The 21,162-nt window shown below is 51.6% G+C and carries 17 protein-coding genes (1 of these 17 running past the window's edge); 14 read left to right on the top strand and 3 right to left on the bottom strand.

Annotated features, from left to right (window positions below):
• The 7 genes from CSC3H3_RS12850 to CSC3H3_RS12820 form a co-directional block, all read left to right on the top strand.
• Nucleotides 1-74, top strand: the 3' end of a protein-coding gene (locus tag CSC3H3_RS12850; RefSeq protein ID WP_101285083.1) for a helix-turn-helix domain-containing protein. The gene continues 931 nt to the left of window position 1, outside the view; 74 of the gene's 1,005 nt are visible here — the last part of the coding sequence; its start codon lies beyond the left edge, outside the window; it ends in the stop codon at nt 72-74.
• Entirely contained in the window at nt 62-625 is a 564-nt protein-coding gene (locus CSC3H3_RS12845) for a hypothetical protein (RefSeq protein ID WP_101285082.1), read from the top strand. Before CSC3H3_RS12850 ends, CSC3H3_RS12845 begins: the two co-directional genes overlap by 13 nt.
• Nucleotides 615-914 carry a hypothetical protein gene (locus tag CSC3H3_RS12840; RefSeq protein WP_101285081.1) on the top strand — a complete coding sequence of 100 codons (300 nt, stop codon included), beginning with the start codon at nt 615-617 and terminating at the stop codon, nt 912-914. The genes CSC3H3_RS12845 and CSC3H3_RS12840 overlap by 11 nt, the downstream gene beginning before the upstream one ends.
• 246 nt (nt 915-1,160) lie before the next feature.
• Entirely contained in the window at nt 1,161-2,549 is a 1,389-nt protein-coding gene (locus CSC3H3_RS12835; RefSeq protein WP_157831891.1) for a DUF4123 domain-containing protein, read from the top strand.
• Nucleotides 2,550-2,552: 3 nt separating this feature from the next.
• On the top strand, nt 2,553-4,133 hold the full coding sequence (locus CSC3H3_RS12830; protein WP_101285079.1) for a hypothetical protein: 1,581 nt from the start codon (nt 2,553-2,555) through the stop codon (nt 4,131-4,133).
• 5 nt (nt 4,134-4,138) lie between these two features.
• Nucleotides 4,139-4,558 (top strand): hypothetical protein, encoded by a 420-nt coding sequence (locus CSC3H3_RS12825; RefSeq protein ID WP_101285078.1) that lies wholly within the window; start codon nt 4,139-4,141, stop codon nt 4,556-4,558.
• Nucleotides 4,559-5,063: 505 nt separating this feature from the next.
• Nucleotides 5,064-5,657 carry a hypothetical protein gene (locus CSC3H3_RS12820; RefSeq protein WP_101285077.1) on the top strand — a complete coding sequence of 198 codons (594 nt, stop codon included), beginning with the start codon at nt 5,064-5,066 and terminating at the stop codon, nt 5,655-5,657.
• Between the two features lie 144 nt (nt 5,658-5,801).
• Here CSC3H3_RS12820 and CSC3H3_RS12815 read toward each other — a convergent pair whose 3' ends face one another.
• The 3 genes from CSC3H3_RS12815 to CSC3H3_RS12805 are packed head-to-tail and all read right to left on the bottom strand — an operon-like array spanning nt 5,802 to nt 8,108.
• Nucleotides 5,802-7,061 (bottom strand): recombinase family protein, encoded by a 1,260-nt coding sequence (locus CSC3H3_RS12815; RefSeq protein WP_101285076.1) that lies wholly within the window; start codon nt 7,059-7,061, stop codon nt 5,802-5,804.
• Nucleotides 7,062-7,068: 7 nt separating this feature from the next.
• The gene (locus CSC3H3_RS25170; protein WP_101285075.1) at nt 7,069-7,527 is read right to left on the bottom strand and encodes a recombinase family protein; all 459 of its coding nucleotides are present in this window, start codon (nt 7,525-7,527) and stop codon (nt 7,069-7,071) included.
• Entirely contained in the window at nt 7,494-8,108 is a 615-nt protein-coding gene (locus tag CSC3H3_RS12805) for a BRO-N domain-containing protein (RefSeq protein WP_245881108.1), read from the bottom strand. The genes CSC3H3_RS25170 and CSC3H3_RS12805 overlap by 34 nt, the downstream gene beginning before the upstream one ends.
• Before the next feature lie 522 nt (nt 8,109-8,630).
• Between CSC3H3_RS12805 and CSC3H3_RS12800 the strand changes: the two genes are divergently transcribed.
• From CSC3H3_RS12800 to CSC3H3_RS12770, 7 genes are read left to right on the top strand one after another with little or no spacing between them, the layout of a single operon-like run.
• On the top strand, nt 8,631-10,760 hold the full coding sequence (locus CSC3H3_RS12800; protein WP_101285073.1) for a type I restriction-modification system subunit M: 2,130 nt from the start codon (nt 8,631-8,633) through the stop codon (nt 10,758-10,760).
• Between the two features lie 2 nt (nt 10,761-10,762).
• Nucleotides 10,763-12,559, top strand: coding sequence for a GmrSD restriction endonuclease domain-containing protein (locus CSC3H3_RS12795; protein ID WP_101285072.1), 1,797 nt, complete (start codon nt 10,763-10,765; stop codon nt 12,557-12,559).
• Nucleotides 12,560-12,586: 27 nt separating this feature from the next.
• On the top strand, nt 12,587-15,388 hold the full coding sequence (locus tag CSC3H3_RS12790) for a tetratricopeptide repeat protein (RefSeq protein ID WP_101285071.1): 2,802 nt from the start codon (nt 12,587-12,589) through the stop codon (nt 15,386-15,388).
• Nucleotide 15,389: 1 nt separating this feature from the next.
• Nucleotides 15,390-16,808, top strand: coding sequence for a restriction endonuclease subunit S (locus CSC3H3_RS12785; RefSeq protein ID WP_101285070.1), 1,419 nt, complete (start codon nt 15,390-15,392; stop codon nt 16,806-16,808).
• Nucleotides 16,795-19,770, top strand: a complete 2,976-nt coding sequence (locus CSC3H3_RS12780; RefSeq protein WP_101285069.1) for a type I restriction endonuclease subunit R — start codon at nt 16,795-16,797, stop codon at nt 19,768-19,770. Before CSC3H3_RS12785 ends, CSC3H3_RS12780 begins: the two co-directional genes overlap by 14 nt.
• Before the next feature lie 40 nt (nt 19,771-19,810).
• Nucleotides 19,811-20,527 carry a PDDEXK-like family protein gene (locus tag CSC3H3_RS12775; protein WP_101285068.1) on the top strand — a complete coding sequence of 239 codons (717 nt, stop codon included), beginning with the start codon at nt 19,811-19,813 and terminating at the stop codon, nt 20,525-20,527.
• Nucleotides 20,528-20,535: 8 nt separating this feature from the next.
• Nucleotides 20,536-21,156, top strand: coding sequence for a hypothetical protein (locus CSC3H3_RS12770; RefSeq protein WP_101285067.1), 621 nt, complete (start codon nt 20,536-20,538; stop codon nt 21,154-21,156).
• Nucleotides 21,157-21,162: the final 6 nt, after the last annotated feature.

The raw sequence follows: 21,162 nt of genomic DNA, 5'->3' as shown, positions 1-21,162 counted from the left end.
AGTTGATGGCAGCAATCCGGCCTGTTGCAGAGCGCAAGGGGTTGCAGATCGGCGGTGTGACATGCTTGAACTGATCGCCCCCACTCAAAACATTCCCCCGTCTCTCGAAGAACGCCTTGAGATTTTCAGGCATCAAGCGGCAGGTCTGGCGTGTATCCGGCGCTGGAACGGGGCCTGCGAGGTTACGGTGGCACAGCATTGTGTGCAGGCTTGTGATCTGGTCTCATCGCAGGCTACAGGATATGCGCTGTTGCATGATATCGAGGAATTTGACACTGGCGGCATTATCTCGCCGGTCAAAAATACCCTGCGTCGGCTCGGCGTCTGGCAGCGTTTTGAAACTGAAATCGTTCTGCCGATCCAGCGGCATTTTACCCTTTTGGCCGGCCTTGAATGGCCGTGGCCTCATGCCGTGCTGCACGAAGTCCATGAGATCGACCAGCGGTTGAGAGCGACGGAATATCGCGATTGTGTGGATCCGTCTCTGGTGCGGTTGAGCGCGGGCGATCTGGCGAAACCGTTTGACGACTACATGCTGCCCTGGAGTGCGATCAAGGCCGAACGGGTTTTTATGGAGCGGGTGCGGTGCGTTCTGCCAGCATTGGGAGGTTGTGATGCTGGATGATGACATCACAGCCTATGCAAAAGTAGCAATTGAAATCCTCGAAGCTGAGAAAAAGGCGTTGCAAACGCAGCTTGGCGAGCTGGACCGGATGCACACCCGGCAAGCGGATGTCCAGGTCTGCGGCGGTGACCCCTTTGCGTCTTTGGAACCGGCACAACGGGTAAGTGCCATGGAAGCCCTTTACGAACGGGAATATCAGAATGCGCGCCGATCCGGGATGCGCCTGAGGCTGGCTTGTGTTGAAGTCGAGATTGCACACTGGTGCAGCCGGCAGGATTTTGCCGGTTGAGTTCGGTCTTTTGGGCAGATTTCCGCTTAAGTTGGCGAAAATCCGCCTGAAGCAAGGTTGCGGTATATATTTTGACTTTTGAATTTTGTTTTCAAAATCAATCAACTAACAGAGTTTCTCTCATCATACGCATTTATCGATTTGCCTGGGACTCTGCTCAAAGAGTTTTGGCATGCTCTAACCTGCCACACAAAAATGTCTGGCAGGTTTAACTGTGTGAGGAATGTGCCTGATGGGGACTGTGAGATGACAGCACCAGAGTTGGAGCCCTGGCTGGGGCACTGTCATTTTGTGCGCGATCTTTCAGGCGATACCGATACAGAAGACGGTTTTGGTGCTGATACGGCAACCGTGACAGAGACCCTGACCGGCGTGGCCGCTGTGTGGGTCGATGGTCGTGATGCCTATGAAACTGTGTTGCGCGCGCATCTTACCGCTATAGGTGGTGATCTTTCACCTCTTCGCCTGCTCTGGGCGGAAGATGTGATGCCAGCCACCGAATGGATGGTGCGCCATGCCCGGGAAAAACAGGCACTGGATCTGGCCCGAAACGTTTATGCCCAACATCCGGTCGAATTGGGGCTGCTCGCCAGCGATGCTACGACCACAGCGGAACCGGTTGCGTGGCTCGATATTAAAGAGATACCCGGTATTGAACCGCTTGATGGCCAGTTCGGTGTGTATCCGCGCAAAACAGTGCCCGATGGTCTGCTTGAGCCGCTGTTCGGAGAGGTGGAACCAACAGCAGCAGAGATTTCTTTCTATGACGGCCTTGAGAATGTGCCGCCGCTTAAAACCTATGCCGTGATTGATGCCGGCAAGCTGACAGGCGGGGCCAGTGCCATTGAAACCTGCGGCATGCCCTGGCGCTGCATGTTCAAGGGCAAGGCCGCCGTCGAACTTGGCGATGTTGCGCCTTATCTGATCGAGCTGGATCGGGGGGCGAATTTTACCCGCATTCTGTTTACCCATGACCCCAATGCAAACGCTCAAGCGACTACCCGGCATCTCTGGCACCGCGAACCGGCGATTTATATTCGCTCTCGTGCCGATATTGACGATTTGTGGAAACATTTTCGGCGGTTTACCCGTATTCAAGACGAGATGGGGAAATGGTATTATTTACGGTTCTGGGAACCGGAACACCTGACAAAACGCCTTGAGAATGTTGATTTCGCAAGGAAATTTCTGTCCTTTGATGGGAACGGGGTTCTGGTGTGTCCTACCACAAAGGCAACCTATCTGATCCGAAAGACGGAAACCGATATGTCCGGATTTTCGGGGCCGGTGACAATTGATATCAATGTTATCGAAAACGATCTGCGGCGGAACTGGTTTGAACGGGTTGCCGGGAACATTGTCGCATCTTTTCCTGAACATGCACTTGATCTCCCAAAGGTTCGCGCTCTTACAGAGATCTCAGTTAACCGGATGCAGAGTTATGGCTTCATTTCCGAAAACCACCTGACGATCCTCGCGTCGTGGGAGGTTTTCTATGGCGAAAGATACGAGAGCAAAGATCCGGACGGTTTACTCGAAACGATATGCCGCTCCGGCGCGCCGGCAATCAGGAAGTTCAATGCCTTTCGAAAAAGAATGGAAAGCCTGTCCCCAGATGTCATGGAAGCGGAATAGATCATGAATGAAATCCTTGATCCTGCGACGATTGCCCAGGCAGTGGATGATCCGCAAAATACGGCGGTTGCTGACAACTTTTGTAAGACATGCCCAAACTGGGTCGAGTTTCAGTTTGAGTCCCGTATACCGGAGAACATGCCCGACTATATGAGAATTGCGGGTTTGACAGCGAGGGATGTTCAGGCTGACGAAGCGGGCATGTCCTTTGTCGTGACCGACGTAGAAAAGGAACGTGTCGAATATCGCGGTATAATCGGTCCTGGCGGCTTTGCCCGCGTCGAATTGCCCGGCGGTATCGAAGACGTGCAATTCGCCCTTCAAAGCGAGCGCCCGAATGAAACTTTGGGTGTTCCGGAAGGTGAGGAGAGAGGTGAAGGTGATTCTGAGGAATGGTGGCTGGAAGGCCTCGGTCGGGGCGCTCTGTCCGGGGCAGAGAAAGGCATCAATAACGTCATGCGCTCGGTCGACGAGTTTGGCTTCTGGGTGGGCTGGAATCCCGGCTGGGTCAATGTCAACGGCGACATGGTCTGGATGAGCACCGAAGAGAGGTTGGCACATATAAAACGATACGGGTATCAGGATTTCATCGATCTTGGCGTAGATCCACCAAAGGGAACTGTTGGCCAGGTGATGGAGGGTGTGACGCAGTTTTTGATTGCGTTCATTCCGGCGGTACGGGTTGTTCGGTTGGTCAAGGCAGCTTCCGTTCTTGGATCAACGGGGGAGTTCATTATTGCCGGGGTTATTGCCGATACAACCGCATTTGATCCACATGAACGACGGCTTTCAAATCTGATTCAAGAGTTTCCTCAACTGAGGAACCCGGTCACGGAATACCTTGCTTCTGCCCCAGGAGACAGTTCTGCCGAAGGGCGTTTGAAGAACGCCCTGGAAGGGATTATTTTCGGGGCCGTGCTGGACGGTTTTGTTCGGGCGCTTCGTGTCATGAAATATGGCATGAGCCGGATGGTGATTACGGTTAAGGCACAGTACCGCTATAGATTTAAAAGTGAATCTCTGGAAGCGGTTGTTAAGGTTCTGCTGGAAGCCGCCCGTGCAGTAGAGCCGCCTATTACGGCGACACTGCAATCAATTGCCGGTAAATTCGGCGGTTATATGGAAGGTTTGCAGTTTCGCTTCAAATCCGAGGAATCGCTTGCACGCAAAATTAGCGGCCAGGCGGTAGAAGAAGGAAAATTGTATTCCGAGGTAGCAGGGCAGATGAAGGATGTTCTGCGCTATACCATTATCTTTCCTGACAATGCCTATGCCGCAGGTGTCAGGGATGCAGCACAGGAACTCGTGTCAAAGGGCAATCGTCAGATCAAGTTCAAGAATACATGGGCGGGGCCCGGATATCGTGGCATCAATGCGGTGTATGAAACACCACAGGGATTTAAGTTCGAGGTGCAGTTTCATACCAAAGCCAGTCATCATACGAAGGAAGTTGAGACACATAAGCTGTATGAGCAACAAAGGTTGTTGCCGCGTACCTCAGAGGCTTGGGAAGCTTTGGATGAACAGCAAAAAGCGCTTTTCGACCAGGTTCCTGTACCATCCGGAGCATTGGGATTGGAGTGAGAATAATGACGAATGAGCAAAAGGCTGAGGAACGCATATCTGTGCTGTCGCCATTTTTGGATGACGAGGATAAAGACAATATTGCCATCTTTCTTGTTAGAGAGAGGATAAAGCCGGGCCTTTATAGGATTCAAGGTGGAGCAGTTCAGGCGCGTGCCAGAACAGGATGGCGTTTGGATCCTGGTGAATGGTTGGATCGTAGACAGGAATATGGCGATGTCGGCGATCATTCCCTGCTGACCGATGAGGAAGCACAGGAATATCTTGACGCGATGGGATTGCGTCTTGAAGACGGGAAGAAGATGTTGATAGAGGAATTCCGACGCGTTAACGGTTATGATCCGGTTTTGCTTCCGGTCGATCCCAAATTCAAAGAACGCCGGGATGCAGCTCGTCAACGGTTAAGACTACCACCCAAAGCATGACGATATTCAAAACTCTTTCAATGCCTTTATGGACACGATAATTGAGCAAGCTGAAGAACGGGCAGTTCGTTCCATGCCGGACAGGTCGATCTTCAGCTTTTGATAGGACAGGTTGCGGGGGCGAAAAACTCAAAAATATAAATAGGGTCTGTTTTTTGGATGCCTACACTAATAAGGCGTCGATCATGGACAAAGACGTAGCCAGATGTCTCGTCAACAGCTCTGATGACAACGCAATTGCCACGACGTACTGATCGGCTAAAACGAGTTCCAATTCGGGAACGCATTATATCAAGTAAATATTACCATCTTGGCATCTAACCTGAGGATCAGCCAAAGGAAGGGCTGCGCCCTCTGCCGTAAAGCAGAATCAGTGTCCCGGTTCACGCCTTAACGGTCGTGAACATCCCATATTCAGCTTGACGGCATTCACCCCTTTTTGACGACGGGAAGAAGTTGAACCGGCCACATCGGCCATCCTGTTGTCATTAAGGGAACCAGAAAAATGCGCAAGGTAACAGAATGCGATATCCAGACGGCCAATCATATTGCCCGTGAATTTGATGCTGCTATCAGGGCGAATGATGGAGCGGCAGCACAGAAGGCTGCACAGGATTTTAATGCCCTGATTGTCGCGGCCAATGGCGAAAAGGGCAGCTTTGGCAGTTTTGCCGCAGACGGGGCCGGAACAGCCATCACGGCGGTCCTTGCCGCCAAAGAAGGTCAGGTTCCGCATTGGGGGCAAAACGGTTTGTTTGTTCTGGAAACCAAACATGGCCGGGCATTGGTCGATTTCACCTGCCCACTCGATACATGCAGCAGCTTTGGCTTTATTGCCATCGACCTTGGTTTGCCGTTCATTTCCGAGACCGGCTTTCGTTCGCATTTTTATGCCGAATGGCCGCCGGTAAGTGTTCAGGAAGCCGCTGCCTCAATTTTCTGCAAATATGCTGAGACTGAGGCGATGATGAACATCGAATTCGAATATCGGCAGAGGTGGGCAACCTCATTGCCTGACTTTGTGCAAGCGTCCTGCACCAGCTTTCAGGGCGTTCTTACAGAGACGAACGACAAAGGGCAAATCGGATTTCAGTTCTGATTGGCATTGATGAAGGAACCGGCAAAATTGTGCCGGTTTCATTCCTTCTGACCCGGAATGCGCAGCGCTGCGCTCTGTTGAAAACCAGATAGTGAACCGGCAGGATTCTGCCGGTTGTCATGGTCTGTCAGTTCAGGGCGTGTTTTATTTCTCGCTTGTGATCAGGGCGTTAAAATCAAATATCGCCTTGCATTCCTGCCGCCATGTTTTGGTGGTTTGGTCCCAGAAGGTATGAATTGTCAGCTTTTCGATGACGCGCCGTAACGGAACAACAGCTTCCGGATCCCGAGACCAGACACGCAGTCTCGCCACCAGATTGGTATGGCGCTGGATAATGCGATCCAGACTTTTTGGGAGCATTGTTTCGGCCAGTTCGCGCTGATGGCGAGAGATATCGAGTTTGGTCCGGTGGATCAGTTCCGACTTGTCGTCAAAAAAGGCACGAATGTCTTGCGAGCGTGCATCCGGGCCGAGAGCCTCGATGACTTTATTGACACTGGCTCGTAAGGCTTCCAGTTCTGCCTTCAGGCGGATGATCTCCTGTTCGTGATGGGCGCGGGTTTCTGCCATTTTATCATCATCGAAATGATCGCGGATCGTGTTGTGGTCAAGATCGCTGATTGCGTCGATGACCAGGGCCATGATCTGATCATAATTCAGGCTACGGTTATGGCAGCCTTTGATCGGGCAGGAATAGTGTTTGGCATAGGTCGCGGTGATTTTGTGGCCATGTTCCCCGCAATATAGCTTGCCGCCAAAAACGGCATTGGAGCGTTTTGACGTAATCGCCTGATTGCGCCGCCATTCCTTTGATCGTTTGATCGAGATTTCCCGTTTTTCTTCCTCTGTCGTCACCTTGGGGCCGAGCTTGCGCTGCATGTGTTTGTTGGAGCGCATATCGAGTGCTTTTTGAACTTCGGCAAATAACTCGGGTTCAACAATTTTCAATTCGGGAATAGGGACGGTGATCCAGTCGCTTTCGGGCCGGATGATTGACACCCGTCGGCCATTTTCGGGGTGTTTCCGGTACTGCATCTTGTTGAAGGTGACGGTGCCGTTATACAGCGTCTGGCGTAACATGCCGGTCTGGCGGACAAAGGAGCCAACAAGGCTGGAGGGTGCCCACTTCCCGCCTTTAGGGGCATCAATGCCCCGGTGGTTCAGATCATCGCAGATATGTTTGAGTTTGCGCCCGCTCGCATAATGTTCAAAAATTTCACGGATGATAGCAGCCTGTTCTGCGTTGATGGTGCGTTTGCCGCGTATCGGCTCGCCAAATTCATCCAGCGCATGAACAAGGTCGTACCCATATAGCTTGCCGCCGGGAACACCGCCGCGCAGCACAGCGGCAATTACCCCACGATGGGTCTTATCGGCCAGATCCTTCAGGTACAGTGCATTCATCGTACTTTTAAGGCCGATATATATGCAGTTCGTTGATCAAGCCTTCGCTGACAGTCTCGACTGGGACGCCCAGGAACAGCATTTTCTTGAAGAAATTGGCGGTATCGGCCTGATCGCGGCTGATGCGGCTAAGGTCCTCCGCCACCACCAGATCAAAGCGATCATTCAAGGCACCGATCAGAAGGGCGGAAATGCCGGGCCGGTTTTCGATGTGGGAGCCCGAGATGGCTTCATCGTGATAAATTTCAACAATGTCATAGCCTTTACGCTGGCAAAACTCCCGGCAGCGGCGGATTTGATCCTGGGTACTGGTTTCCTGTTTGTCTGTTGAATGACGTGCGTAGATTCCGGCTCTCAAGTCAGGCCTCGTTTCTGGGAAGGATAAAGAAAAAGGCACGAGGCCGGGAAGGGGAAGTCTTATTTCAGGCCGGATCAATGGTGCTGTCGGCGTTGCCAGGTGACCCATTCAGGCATGAGGGTGCCGATGCCCGGGGCAAGGATTTCTGCAATGGTGTCGTCGGAGAAGTCGGTTTTCTCAAAGAGCTGGCGTGCCACGCCCACGAACGTTGATGAGATCCTGCGGTCTTTAACCAATGACCGGTTTTCTTCCAGAAGTGCGATTTTGTCGCGCAGGGCTTCGATCAGTTCCTGCTGATCATTGTTTTGGGTGGATGATGGGGGCGGGGCGGGGGGATAGGCTCCGGTTTTGCGAATTGCAGGCAGGACCTCGTTCGTGACCCACTTGCGAAAACGATGCTGTAATGTATCAGGCTTCAATGCGTTCCGACTGCGCAGGATCAGGATATAGAGGCCACTTTCATTGATGATGTTCGTTTCCTGTTGCCGCCCGATGGCGTCACTTAAAGTTACGTCATCTTTTTCATCATCATCAAGCACCTGGATTGCCTTGCGGGGATTTCCAATTCCCAGCGCCTTGCAAACATCCATGGCGACAAACCACGGGTCGTCATTCCTATAGACAGTACGAATTTCAGCACCTTCAAAGCTGAACGGTATGATTTCATTCATGTTGTGATCCTTGGCCAAGCCATCGCGGTTTATCCGCAGAGGTTGTAAGTGCTCTGTGACAAGAGCCGTCCGACTCTTTTGATTACGCGATGAAATGACTTATGCACAAGGGGTAAAACGTATATTTTCGGAAGAATAGGTATAGATAAAAATCAAGCAATTACAATGTGTTGCCAGTTATTGACAGAGATTGCCAGAGATTGACGGAGATTGCCAGTTTGTGCCAGAGTGTGCCAAAGATTGCACAACTTTACCCTGTCGTTGGTCTGGCAGGATAGGTTAGGTGATATCACCTAACAGAACGCAGCTGTTCTTCCTGCCTTATTCGCATGGCAAGGCCATGATCTACGGGAAACTATATTTTGATACTTTGGATAGCGTTTTGATTAACCGGATAGGATAGCGATTTACGTGCTTCGTTTTCCCGACAATACGCTATGTAGTGAATATTTGAATAAGCATGTCTTGAAGAATTTGGGGGCTGAGCAGGCTGAACTTTTAAGATTATTAACAGCGTAGTGTTTCGAAAACGGGAATAGCATGAGTAATTTGAATATCAGTAATTTCATTTGGAACATCGCAGACGATGTCCTGCGCGACATCTACGTGCGCGGGAAATACCGAGACGTTATCCTACCCATGACGGTTATCCGGCGGCTCGATGCGGTTCTAGAGCCGACGAAAGAAGCTGTTCTGTCCATGAAAGCCCAGCTCGACAAGGCTGGAGTTGCGAACCAGCATGCGGCCCTATGCCAAGCGTCAGGTGAGGCGTTCTACAACACGTCACAGTTTCGCCTCCGCGACCTAGCGTCAAAGGCTCGCCGCCAGCAGTTAAAATCTGATTTCGAAGCCTATCTCGACGGCTTTTCACCGAACGTCCAGGAGGTGCTGGACAAGTTCAAATTCCGAAATCAGATCCCAACGCTTGTTGATGCCGACATCCTTGGCTTCCTGATCGAGAAGTTCCTCGACCCGTCGGTAAACCTGAGCCCTAATCCCGTCCGGCATCAGGATGGCAGCGAGCGCCTGCCCGGTCTCGATAATCATTCCATGGGGACGATTTTTGAAGAGCTAATCCGACGCTTCAATGAGGAGAATAACGAGGAAGCTGGAGAACACTTCACGCCGCGTGATGTCGTGGAGCTTATGGCATTTCTGATCTTCAAGCCGATTGCTGACGATATACAGTCAGGAACCTATCTGGTCTACGATGGCGCTTGCGGTACGGGCGGCATGCTGACCGTCGCCGAAGAAACACTCATCAAGCTGGCGACCGATTATGGCAAAGAAGTCTCGGTCCATCTGTATGGGCAGGAGGTGCAGCCTGAAACCTTCGCTATCAGCAAGGCCGACTTGATCCTCAAGGGCGAAGGCGTTGAAGCGGAGAACATGAAATACGGCTCGACGCTATCGGCCGACGCCTTCCCTTCGCGGGAATTCGATTTCATGCTATCTAACCCGCCATACGGCAAGAGCTGGAAGTCCGATCTCGATCGCATGGGCGGCAAGAAGGACATCACAGACCCGCGCTTTGTCATCGAGCATGGTGACGACCCCGAATACAGCCTCATCACCCGATCCAGTGACGGCCAGATGGTCTTCCTTGCGAACATGCTGAGCAAGATTAAGAAAGACAGCAAGGTTGGCAGTCGCATTGCAGAAGTCCACAACGGCTCGGCCCTGTTCACCGGCGACGCCGGTTCCGGGGAGAGTAACGTCCGCCGCTGGGTCATCGAGAATGATTGGCTCGAAGCCATCATCGCCCTGCCGCTCAACATCTTCTACAACACCGGTATTGCGACCTACATCTGGGTCCTCAGCAACAGGAAGGCTCCGGAACGTAAGGGTAAGGTGCAGCTTGTCGATGCGACCTCGTGGTTCAAGCCGCTGCGCAAGAATCTCGGCAAGAAGAATTGCGAGCTTGGGCCGGACGATATCGAGAAGATTTGCAGCGCATTTCTGAATGGCGAAGAAAATGAGCAATCGAAAATCTTTCCAAATGACGCCTTCGGATACTGGAAAGTCACCGTTGAACGCCCGCTCCGCCTGAAAGTCGAGCTGTCAGAAAGCGCTCTCAGACGTTTCGCTGTGGCCTGCAAGGATGCTGGTGAAGAACCGCTCGTTGACGTTCTGGAGGCCATTGCAGGCGATCTTGGCACTGGTCCGCATATGGATTTCAACGCCTTCATGGATACTGTGGAAAGGCTGGCAAAGGTGCGCGGCGTCCGCATGACGGCCAAGCGCCAGAAGCTGATCATGGCGTCGCTCGGCACTAAAGATGCCGAAGCCGAAGCCGTTATCAAGAAGGTGACAAAAGCAAAGGGCGCGAAGGAATCCGATGTGTCTCTGTACGGTCGTTATCAGAAAGTGATTGATGGCAAAACCGTCATCGTCGAATTCGAACCCGACAGCGAACTGCGCGATACGGAACAGGTGCCGTTTCTGGAGGACGGGGGGATCGAGTTATTTATCCGCCGCGAAGTCCTGCCCCACGCGCCTGATGCTTGGATCGAAGATGGCAAGACCGTCATCGGCTATGAAATCTCGTTCAACCGCCACTTCTACAAACCGCAGCCGCTACGGCCGCTGGCAGATATCGAAGCGGACATCAGGGCCCTTGAAGAAGAAACAGAAGGCCTGCTTGAAGACGTTCTGGCGGGAGGGCGCTGAGCATGGCGACGCAACGCTACTCCGTCACCCCGCATCCGATTGAGACTCTGCTCACCTGGGTGAAATCGGGCGAGATCGCTATCCCTGAAATTCAGCGCCCCTTTGTCTGGGACGCGACGAAGGTCAGAAACCTGCTGGATTCGCTCTATCAGGGGTACCCGGTAGGTTATCTCATAGCATGGCGAAACCCGTCCGTGCGCCTTAAGGATGGCTCAACCTCTTCCGGAAAACGCATCCTGATTGACGGCCAACAGCGCGTCACCGCACTCATGGCGGCGCTGTTGGGCCGCGAGGTGTTGACCAAAGATTACGAGACTGTCCGCATTCGCATCGCCTTCCAGCCGGTGGAGGAGAAGTTCGAAGTCTCGAACCCAGCCATTCAAAAAGACGGTGCATGGATACCCGATCTGGCCGACGTGTTCTCGCCCGAGGCTAGCCTGACCAAGCTGACGCGGGACTATGTGGCGCGCAATCCGGAGGTCGATCAAGACGCCGTTTCCATCGTGTTGGAACGGGTCCGCAAGATCATCAACAACCATGTTGGCTTCATCGAACTGGCCGAAGACCTCGACATAGAGACGGTCACCGAGATTTTCATCCGTGTGAACTCGGCGGGCGCATCCCTGAGTCAGGCGGATTTCGCCATGTCGAAGATCGCCGCCAACGACACATACGGCGGCAATACGTTGCGCAAGGCCATCGACTATTTCTGCCATTTGGCCGTCGCGCCGGAGTTTCTGCCGCGCATCGAAAAAGGGGACAAAGCCTTCGCCGCATCGGAATTTTTCCCGAAAATGCGCTGGCTGAAGGATGTGAACGATGACCTGTATGACCCGTCCTATACCGACATGCTGCGCGTGGCGTTCACGTCGGAATTCCGTCGGGGCAAGTTGCAAGACCTTGTTGCACTGCTGTCGGGCCGGAATTTCGAGACCAAGCGATACGAAGAGGCGGTCGCCGAGGACGCCTTTGCGAAGCTGAAGACAGGCGTTCTCAATTTCATCAACAAGACCCATTTCGACCGGCTGACGATGATTTTGCGGTCGGCCGGCTTCATCACTTCCAAGCTGATCCGAAGCCAAAACGCCATTAATTTCGCCTATATCCTCTATCTGCGTGGCCGTAGCGAGGGCATGCCGGCGGCTGATATCGAACGGCTGGTGCGACGTTGGTATGTCATGTCTCTACTGCGGGGGCGCTATTCGGGCAGCCCGGAAACCACGTTCGATTTCGACATCCGCCAAATCGAAACACAGGGCCTCGCGAAGTATACCGAGGCCGTGATTGAAGCCGAACTGCCGGAAAGCTTCTGGACGACCCTGCTTCCGCAGGAGATGGACACATCATCGGGCTCCAGCCCCTACTTCCTCGTCTATCAGGCGGCCCAGGCCAAGCTGGGCGACCTTGGCTTCCTGTCGCGCGATATCACGGTGTGGGACCTGCTGCTAAACCGCAGCGACGTCCATCACGTCTATCCGCGTAATCACCTAAAAAGCCAGGGCATGACGCGAGGGCGTTATAACCAGATTGCCAATTTCGTGCTGGCCCAGAGCGAGATCAATATCGGTATCGGCGACCGCGCACCGGAGATCTATTTCGAGGAGATCGCAAACCAGTGCAACGGTGGCCCGAAGAAGCATGGCGGCATCACCGATCTGGATGAATTACGCGCCAATCTGGCCATGAGCTGCCTGCCTGAAAGCCTGCTCAGCGGCGACACCCCTGACTATGGCGAATTTCTGGACACGCGGCGCAAGCTGATGGCCCAGAAGATCAAGACCTATTTCGAGGGGCTTTAAGATGGCAGTTGATGTCAGGAGCTCAAAATGATTCAGGAATACATAAAAAAGCGGGTCATCAAGGAACTGATGGCAGAAATTGCTTGCTTGAGCCCGACCGACCTAGAACTTGTTGGACAAAATGTTGTCGCAATGCGCGAAAACAAAAGGATGGTTCACCATGGCATTAATAAGGATTACAAGCCTGTAGGACATACCGTTGATGGTTTTTCAGACGACTCAAGCCTCGTCGCCGAATACAGCACGGAGCATGACTACTTCAAAGATTGTGATAGTACGAAGGATAAAAAATCTCCATCATTTCCGAAGCCAGAAAAAGATATTATTCATGCCATTGGGCACAGACTCCCCCAAGGGCCTGATAAAATCTATCTAATTTCCAGCCAGGAAGAACCTCCATCTTTCCGTGCGAAGTTTAATGCCACCCCTCTTGCAACACAACATGGTGGGATAATTACTATCCTAGATTCCCGCGAACTTGCGAAAGAGGTGTATCAGCAATCAATAGCGGTACCTGACTGCGCAAATTTTTACACCCAGTTTTTTCCGGGATTTTCACAGAACCTTGATAACTACGAATACTACGGGAAGCTACCGGCGCAATGTGAAGGCTACGTGCCAGAGCAAGAGGCCGATGCTGCCCTTATGAGCCATTTTAAAACGAATTCTATTTGTGTTCTTCATGGTGTCAGCGGGTCTGGAAAAACGCAAGCAGCCATCAGGTTTACGCGGGATCATTCCGACCAGTTTGAGAATTACATATGGATTACTGGAGATGATTGGAAAGATGCGACTGCTTTAAGTGCCGTCAAAAGGTCCCGTGGAGGAGCGCCTGTAAACATTCCAGGCTTATTTAATGCTAGCAAAACTATCCTTGTAATTGACGGTTTAGAAAGGCCTATCAACAAGTCAGATTTTGATGAGTTGCAGGGCGGATTCCAAAAGGAAGGAGTGGTAATCGTCACGTCTCAAACAGCAATTCTTGAAAAAGATTGTTGCGTGCAGATTCCGGAAATGTCGATAGAAACAGCTACTCAAATACTTGGTGAGGATAGAGGAAATTGTACTGAAGAAGCGCTTGATTTCATTGGTGCATGTAAATTTAATCCGCTCATCCTATCCGTAATACGCGCCATTATTAGTCAAGAGGGAGTTGATTCGAACGATCTATATAAAGAAATTCTAGCGTCTCCCAACGATCTTTTTAGTCGAGATGGCCAATCGATTATGAAGAAAATTTTGAGCCGCTTGGATGATAATGCAATTCAGGCTCTCAAAAAGATCGCAAACTCTGGAATTGCGACACATGATTTGGAATTTTTGCGTCAATTCATAGGGATTGCGAACTCTCAAAATCTGCGGCAAATATCTATCTTACTGCCTACGAGCGTTACAGGCGTTGTCAGAGTCCATGACTTGGTTTGCTCCGCTGTACAGGACCGTATTGATGGAGAAGAACTTGTCAACGCCATTCAAGATTTCATTGCAGCACGCAATGGAGAAATGGCGCCTAGCGTGCTCCGGGAAATTCATCTTTGCTCAGATTTGCTCCAAGCGATATTAGCAAAACGCAGTGAAATTCGATTGGATTGGCTTTCCTACGCTCTTCTTCAGATTGAAGGCGATGCAAAGCAGTCATTATGCAAAGACATTGAGTTTAAAAAAATTACTCCTGAACTTCCTTTATCAGAAGTGATGTGCCTCATTGATGCAAAGGAAGCTTATGCCTACACCATTGAGGATCAAGATAAGAGAAAGCTATATTACGAAAATTGCGCAAACCAGTTTTCTGAGGCACTTGAAAATCAGGTTTCTCCGGACGTGGCAGCAGAGCTTCTACATCACCGTGGAAAAGCGTTTAGGCGGTGTGGGGAGCATAAGGTGGCACTGGATAGCTTCAACGAGCTTTTGAAGCTGAGACCAGAGTGGCATGCAACGCACGGGCAAATTGCTCACCTTGGTATGCAATATGGTGCGGATGCTGAGACAACGACGCAGGGCGAACAATCTATCCGTATTCTGATTGATGAAATGACGAAAGATAGTTCATCGGTTCCGCTACGCGTCTCTCTGGCCGCATTGGCGAGGCTGAGATCTTATGGAGCAGTCGTCAAAGACATCTCGAATGAACCAGATCAGGTTCAAAAGCTAGCGGATATAATTGCACTTTCCGCACTTGAAGGTTTTGGCCAGTTCTATGAGGCCTTCGTCTCATTCACTTCCAAATTTGGTTACCAATTTAGCACTGTGTGCGTGCAGCTTGCGGAAAGGCTGCCAGAAATATTGGCGATGCCAATTCAGGCCGTTGGAGCGAATCAATGGGTCAGTGCATGCGAAGCACTGACAAATACGGCTGACGCAGCACACCGAGAGGGAAAAGAAAGGCTATCTAAACGCCTAAGAGAAGCTTGCCTCCAGTTTGCAGATGAAATTTCTAGTAGTGATAAAATCAAGCCCTATGATGCGCGGGCAGTTGCCAAAGCCTATAATGCTGCCGTTTTGCCTAGAAGGGCTCTAGAAACCATCGGGAAGGTTCCTGATGAAGAAATTGACCATTGGGTTCTCTATCGAAAGGCCGAAGCTGAATTAGCACTAGAGAAAAAAGACGACGCCTTGCAAAGTGCTTCGGAGGCTCTCAAGCAAGTAATTGCGGATGATAGAGCAAAAATTCACGTCCCTTCTTATTACCTCCTACTTAGCCTATGTCATGAGAAGCTCGGCAACAATGCTGAGGCAACTAAGGCGGTGAATCACGCGTTAGCGGATTGCCAGAGTGATAAATATAAAAATGAGCTTCTTGAACGTTTATCAATGTTGGGCTCAAGTTAGTATGAGTTCTATTCTAAAACCTTATCCGGCCTACCGTGCCAGCGGGCTGCCTTGGCTGGGCCATGTGCCCGAGCATTGGGATGTGCGTCGAAACGGAAGACTGTTTTCCGAGCGCAATCAGACCGGCTTCGAGGATCTACCTATTTTGGAGGTTTCCTTGCGCACGGGTGTCCGTGTCCGCGACATGGAGAACGGCGCGCGAAAGCAGCAGATGAAGGACCGAAGCAAGTACAAGTACGCGGCGAAAGGTGACATCTCCTACAACATGATGCGCATGTGGCAAGGTGCCGTAGGAGTAGCTCCAGTCGATGGTCTCATCAGCCCCGCATATGTCGTCGCACGTCCATTTGACGAAGTTGAAACGCGCTATTACACGTACCTATTCAGAACCGACGCTTACATGCGGGAGGTAAACAAGTTCTCACGTGGCATCGTTTCAGATCGTAATCGGCTCTATTGGGACGAGTTCAAACAGATGCCCTCGGCCTTTCCGCCGACGGATGAGCAGATCCGGATAGCCGATTTTCTCGACGCCCATAGCCGCCTTACAGCTCGCCTCATCCGCAACAAGAGGCGATTAATTGGGCTGTTGAACGAGCAGAAGCAGGCGGTCATCAATCAGGCTGTTACACGCGGCCTCGACCCCAATGCCCCGATGAAGCCAACCGGCATTGACTGGATGCCCGAGGTTCCGGCGCGTTGGGGGTTGCCGAAGTTCAAGTTTTTCGCCCGGTTCTTGAGCGGCGGCACGCCACCAATGGCTGAAGGCAAGTACTGGACCGATGACATTCCTTGGGTCTCGCCCAAAGACATGAAGGTTGCGCGCATTGCTTCTGCTCAGATGAGTGTGAGTAAGAAGGCTATCGAAGACGGCCATACCCCTTTGCTGAAACCCGGTAATCTGATGATGGTCGTGCGCTCGGGCATTTTGAGGCGCTCAATCCCCGTCGCGATTTGCGATGCGCCGGTCACGATTAACCAAGACATCAAGGGCATCGTGCTAGATGAGAATGTGGTCTCTCCGAGCTACCTCCAACTTTTAGTGACAGGCCTGGAGGGTAGTTTACTTCTTGCTTGGAGGAAGCAGGGCGCGACAGTTGAGAGTTTAGAATATCAGTTTTTTGCAAACTCGTACTTACCGCTTCCAGATATTCATGAGCAGAACGAAATAGAAATTCGTTGCAAAGAAGAAACTGCTGTCTTCGATAAGGCTATCGAGAAGGCTCAGAGCGAGATTTCGCTGGTCCGCGAGTACCGCGAGCGCCTGATTGCCGATGTCGTCACGGGGAAGCTGGATGTGCGCGGCATTGAGATCACCGCACTTCCTGACAAGCCATTAGACGACGATCTGGAAGAAATTGAAGAAGAGCTGGATACGGACACAGAAGATAGTTTGGAGGGGGCCGATGCCGAAGACTGATACGAGCGAGAAAGGTCTCGAGACCCTCATCGTAAATTCGCTGATCGGCGATGCCGGTTACGTTGCAGGCGAGTCCAGGGATTTCGACCGCGAACACGCCGTTGACCTGGCTAAACTGTCGGACTTCATTGTCGCCACACAGCCAAAGGCCGCTGAAGCATTAGGATTGGGCGAGGATGGGCCGAAGCGGCTGCAATTCCTGCACCGGCTTCAGGGTGAGATCGCTAAGCGCGGTATCATCGACGTACTGCGCAATGGCGTCAAACACGGCCCGGTCTCGCTGGAGCTGTTCTACGGCACACCATCGGTGGGCAATAAGAAGGCCGAAGAACTGTTCGTCGCCAATATCTTCAGCGTAACCCGGCAGCTGCATTACTCCAAGGACGAGACCAAGCTGTCGCTCGACATGGCGATCTTCATCAACGGCTTGCCCGTCGCCACTTTCGAACTGAAGAACAGCCTGACCAAGCAGACCGTCGAGGACGCCGTCGAACAGTACAAACGCGACCGCGATCCCAAGGAATTGCTATTCCAGTTCGGCCGTTGCGTCGTTCACTTCGCCGTCGATGAGCATGAAGTGCGAATGTGCACCCATCTGAAGGGCAAGGTATCCTGGTTTCTGCCCTTCAACAAGGGCTGGAACGATGGCGCAGGCAACCCGCCCAACCCGCATGGGCTGAAAACGGATTACCTTTGGAAAGAGGTTCTGACAAAGCGCAACCTAACCGACATTCTTGAAAATTATGCCCAGGTCGTTGAAGAGACCGATGACAAGGGCAAGAAAAAGCCGCCCAAGCAAGTGTTCCCGCGCTTCCATCAGCTAGACGTGGTGCGCAAGCTGCTGGCTGATGCGGAGGTAAATGGTGCTGGCAAACGCTATCTGATTCAGCATTCGGCTGGCTCGGGCAAAAGCAACTCCATCGCATGGCTCGGCCATCAGCTGATCGGGTTGGAAACCGGCGGAAAAACCACCTTTGACACGGTTATCGTCGTAACCGACCGCCGTGTGCTGGACAAACAGATCCGCGACACTATCAAGCAATTTGCGCAGGTTGCCTCGATTGTAGGCCATGCAGAACGCGCGGGCGATCTGCGAGCTTTCCTGCAGGCGGGTAAAAAGATCGTCATCACGACGGTACAGAAGTTCCCCTTCATCTTAGATGAAATTGGCGATGAACATCGCGGACGGTCGTTCGCCATCATCATCGACGAGGCCCATTCAAGCCAAGGTGGCCGGACATCGGCGAAGATGAACATCGCGCTTGCTGCCGAGGGGGCGGAAGAAGAGGATGAAACGGTCGAGGACACCATCAACCGCCTGATGGAAGCCCGTAAGGTGCTGCCTAACGCCAGCTATTTTGCGTTCACGGCGACGCCCAAGAACAAGACACTGGAGATTTTTGGTGCCGGTGTTTCACAGGGTGGCAAAGTCAAGCATGTGCCCTTCCACAGCTACACAATGAAACAAGCTATTCAGGAAGGTTTCATTCTTGATGTGCTGAAACATTATACGCCGGTCGATAGCTACTACCGTCTGATGAAGACGGTTGAAGACGACCCTCAGTTTGATAGCAAGCGTGCACAGAAGAAGCTGAGGCGTTATGTCGAATCCAACGATTATGCCATCCGGAAAAAAGCAGAGATCATGGTCGATCATTTCCATGACCAAGTCATTGGACGCCGGAAGATTGGCGGTGCCGCTAGGGCCATGGTCGTCACCAGCGGGATTCTTCGCGCGATCCAGTATTTTCAAGCGTTCCGCGACTATCTGAAAGAGCGCAAGAGCCCTTATAAGGCAATTGTCGCCTTCTCCGGGGAGCATGAGTATGGCGGCGAGAAGGTGACAGAAGCGAGTTTGAACGGCTTCCCGAGCAACAAGATAGAAGAGATGGTCAAGTCTGGCCCGTATCGGTTCCTGATCGTTGCTGACAAGTTCCAGACCGGCTACGACGAACCTCTGCTGCACACGATGTATGTCGATAAGACGTTGTCGAGCATCAAAGCAGTTCAGACATTGTCCCGCCTCAACCGGGCGCATCCGCAGAAGCACGATACCTTCGTGCTGGATTTCATGAACGATGTGGATGCGATCAAGGCGTCGTTCGAAGACTATTACCGGACCACGATCCTCAGCGAGGAAACCGACCCCAACAAACTGCACGACCTGAAAGCTAGTCTTGACCGCTATCAGGCCTATTCCTGGGAACAAGTCGAGGAACTGGTTGCGTTGTATCTTGGCGGTGCTGACAGGGACAAACTGGACCCGATCCTCGATGCCTGCGTGGCAACCTATAACACTGACCTGGACGAAGATGGGCAGGTCGACTTCAAGGGCAAGAGCAAAGCGTTTACACGCACCTATGGTTTTTTGTCTGCCATACTTCCCTACTCGAATGCCGATTGGGAGAAACTTTCAATCTTCCTGACGTTCCTGACTCCAAAGCTTCCCGCACCAGAGGAGCAGGATCTTTCCCGGGGGATACTTGAGGCAATCGATATGGACAGCTATCGGGTGGAAGCACAGGCCACAATGTCGATAGCACTTCAGGATGCTGATGCTGAGATCGGCCCAGTTCCTAGCGTTGGTGGAGGGCGTAAGGCGGAACCTGAGTTGGATAATCTTAGCAACATCCTTAAGACCTTCAATGACATGTTCGGCAATATCGATTGGAAAGATGCTGATAAAATAGGGCAGGTGATAGCAGAGGAATTGCCGACAAAGGTGGCAGCAGACAAGGCTTACCAAAACGCAATCAAGAACTCGGACAAGCAGAATGCCCGCATTGAGCACGATAAGGCTTTGGAGCGCGCGGTCATCGAATTACTGACGGACCACACCGAGCTCTTTAAGCAATTCAGTGATAATCCTTCGTTTAAGAAATGGCTTTCTGAGGCTGTATTCTCCGCAACATATCGTGCCGCGCAGAGCGGCGCTGCGGCTAGTGTTCATACGAATAGATAGCAAGGTAGTGTATTCCTCGTTCTAGCTTAAGGATCTTTATATGAAGGTAGAATTGCTGAGTTCCAATCTGCCCGAGTTTTTTCAGAATTTGGGGGAATGTAGTTTTCATAGCTCTAAAGTTTCAGGCGGCGTTGTAGAGTTGCCGAGCGAGAACCAGCTGTTGGGCCTTTTCGAGGATTTAGGGGGGCTGGTTTCGGACCAGGTACTCGGACCAGTGAACTATGGCAACCCTTGGAGTATTGCGGGTCTGCGACGTGATGAAGTTCGAAATGCTGCTGTCCTAAAGTGGTTCCTTGATCCTAGAGGTGGGCACGGGCTACATGCTGGTCTCTTGAACAGCTTTCTGGCTAACATTCCAGATTTTCCCTTGAAGCCCTCAAGCCATTGCCGGTTGGCCGTTGAAAACTGTCCCGATGGATCGAGAGATAGTCGTGTCGACATTCGGATCGACGATCCTGGCAATTTTTTTCTTATCATTGAGGTGAAAATTGATGCGGGGGAGCAAATTGATCAATTGCAACGTTACTGCCAGATTGCCGAGGCTTGTGCGCGCGACGGTCGACCTTGGAAAGTCATTTATCTTACATGCACCGGTGCGGTGCCAAAGAGCGCAGGAATTTACTTTGACGATGTCGTTCCATACTCTTGGTCAAAGATTGCTTCACATTTGTGGGATTCTGCGAAGAAGCCAAAAAATGGGCATGAGATTTCTAGGTTCTTTGCGAAAACCTTTGCGAGACATATCAGCAGATTTTAGGGGGATAGATGTCGCACGATCAGAGTAAACGACCAGGGCAGTTAATTCTGCAAAACTTGCAATTATTTGATCAAGCAGCAGTTTATTTTGAGAGAGAGATAGTTCCTTCGCTAAACGCAGAGTTATCCAATTTGTTCAAAAACTGGTTGGAAGAAAAGTTGTGGCTTGGTGCAGTAAGCGCAGGAGCCGAATTACACGAATTTTGGTGTGCGCCAGTGCATTGGCGAGATGAAAACCAAAATTGGAAAGCTTGGTTTGAGTTAGACGTTCGCGATCCGAACGAAACAAGCTCTTATCGTTTGGCTTCTCTTTTCGGACTAGGCGACACTCAGTATGGATTTAGGTTTTGCCCTGAACCTTCGTATTTTTCCGATAAGAGAAGTTGGAACAAGGTCGTTGGTGCATTGGACGCCAATACGGGCTTGGAGTTAGGGAAACGCGGTTGGGTGCATGAAGGAAAAGGTTGGTATTTCCGATCTTTTCAGCTCTCGGAAGAGAAAATTGCGGATGCATGGAATGACGATGACTGGGGATATACGTTTGAAGCGCTAAACAAATCTTTAGAACAATTGGCGGAGGACGTCGGCCTCTTTGATCAGTTCTTAAATAGCATTGAGGAGAAACTTTAGAGATTT

It is taken from the genome of Thalassospira marina (assembly GCF_002844375.1).
Lineage (GTDB): Bacteria > Pseudomonadota > Alphaproteobacteria > Rhodospirillales > Thalassospiraceae > Thalassospira > Thalassospira marina.
This window is presented reverse-complemented; position numbering and strand designations above follow the sequence as displayed.